The 1,645-nt window shown below is 43.2% G+C and carries 1 protein-coding gene; it reads right to left on the bottom strand.

Annotated features, from left to right (window positions below; all coding sequences use genetic code 11):
- Nucleotides 1–31: 31 nt before the first annotated feature.
- Entirely contained in the window at nt 32–1,333 is a 1,302-nt protein-coding gene (locus tag FD47_RS14435; protein WP_054736752.1) for a cation:dicarboxylate symporter family transporter, read from the bottom strand.
- Nucleotides 1,334–1,645: the final 312 nt, after the last annotated feature.

Here is a 1,645-nt window from a genome sequence, read left to right as displayed (position 1 = left end):
ATGTGTCAACTTGACAGGGTACAGTACCATTCTATTGTGGACTTTCCACGGCGTTTTTATGATGTTTAAATTCGGCGATGTACGCTTCTGATTGGGCTTCATTGAATTCTTCTTCAGATTTGCCAATAACAACTGTCGCCAGTGAATTCCCAACCACGTTAACGGCCGTTCGACCCATGTCAATGATTCGATCAATTCCAGCAATGAAGGTCAAGCCAGTGACTGGAACCCCAATTGTGGAAATGGTAGCCAGCAGCACCACAAATGAAGCCCCTGGGACCCCGGCCATTCCCTTTGAGGTAATCATTAAGACAACCAGCAAGGTGATCTGTTGCCCAATTGAGAGATGAATGCCGTATGCCTGCGCCAGGAACAGCTCGGCGAGTGACTGATAAATTGCTGATCCATCAAGATTAAATGTGTATCCAGTTGGAATCACAAAGGAAACAATGCCCTGATTGGTTCCAAATTTATCCATCTTTTCAATCATCTTCGGTAAAACGGCCTCTGAACTGGCGGTTGAGAATGCCAAGACAATTTCATTTTTAATAACCCGAAGTAAGTCAGTGATATGAAATTTGAAGATTCGGGCGACAATCCCCATCACCACTAAAACGAACACGATCATCGTGGAGTAGGCAATCAGAACAAAGTACCCCAGTGGAACCAAGGCGCTAATTCCCATTTCGGCAAGCGCAACGCCAATCAAGGCACAAACCCCGATAGGTGCTGCGTGCATTACCCAATTAGTCACTTTGAACATGACTTCCTGGACGGCTTGAAGAAAGTCGATGAGAATTTTTCCTTTCTCACCAATCGCAGCAATTCCTAACCCAAAAAATACTGAGAAAAAGATAACCGGCATCATATTCCCATTTGAAAGCGAATTAAAAATGTTGGTTGGAATAATTCCCAACAAAGTATCCCAGAGTCCCGTATGCCCAGCTGATTTAGCCGTTGACATATACTGACTGATATCTGAACCGTGGAGTGAATGAATATCGATCATCGTTCCAGGATGCAAAACGTTGGCCACAATCATTCCCAGTGCGATTGCAACGGTCGTCATTAGTTCAAAATAAATGAGCGTTTTAAGACCAACCCGCCCCAGCTTTTTGATATCTCCAATACTGGCAATCCCGACGGTCAGACAGGAAACCACGATTGGCAACACAATCATTTGAATCAGATTGATGAACATTGTCCCAATATTTTGCATGGTCGTAATTGCAATTTGATTCTTATAGAAAATAATTCCAAAGACGATTCCCAAAATAAGGCCAATGACAATTTGCCAACCCAGTGTGATACGGTACGATCGATAACGCTTCATCGTTTTTTCACCTTTTCCACATTAGTTTTTATCTTTTCCAATATATAACAAAACCCACTATTAGTAAATACGATCAGACACTTTGATCGCCCCAAACAACCAATAATCTTAAGGATCTATGCTCGTTGGTAGTTGTAAAGTTCAGCTTGTCTGTGGTGTTCCTCTGCAGGTTCAATTCCTGCAGCCGGCATATTGCCCTCTATTACTAGCCGACAACCATGCTAATAAAGTTAGACAAAACAAAAGCCCTTGACTAGGTTTCCCCAATCAAAGACTCTTAATTTGCGTGGCAACGTCCTACCCTCGCAGGGG

It is taken from the genome of Lentilactobacillus parafarraginis DSM 18390 = JCM 14109, from assembly GCF_001435895.1.
Taxonomy (GTDB): Bacteria; Bacillota; Bacilli; order Lactobacillales; family Lactobacillaceae; genus Lentilactobacillus; species Lentilactobacillus parafarraginis.
Note: the sequence above shows the minus strand (reverse complement) of the source record. Positions and strands in the feature narration are given on the sequence as shown.

Bases quoted from the DNA above. Each gene is read 5' to 3' on its own strand.
- FD47_RS14435 (WP_054736752.1), bottom strand. From the start codon at position 1,333: ATGAAGCGTTATCGATCGTACCGTATCACACTGGGTTGGCAAATTGTC.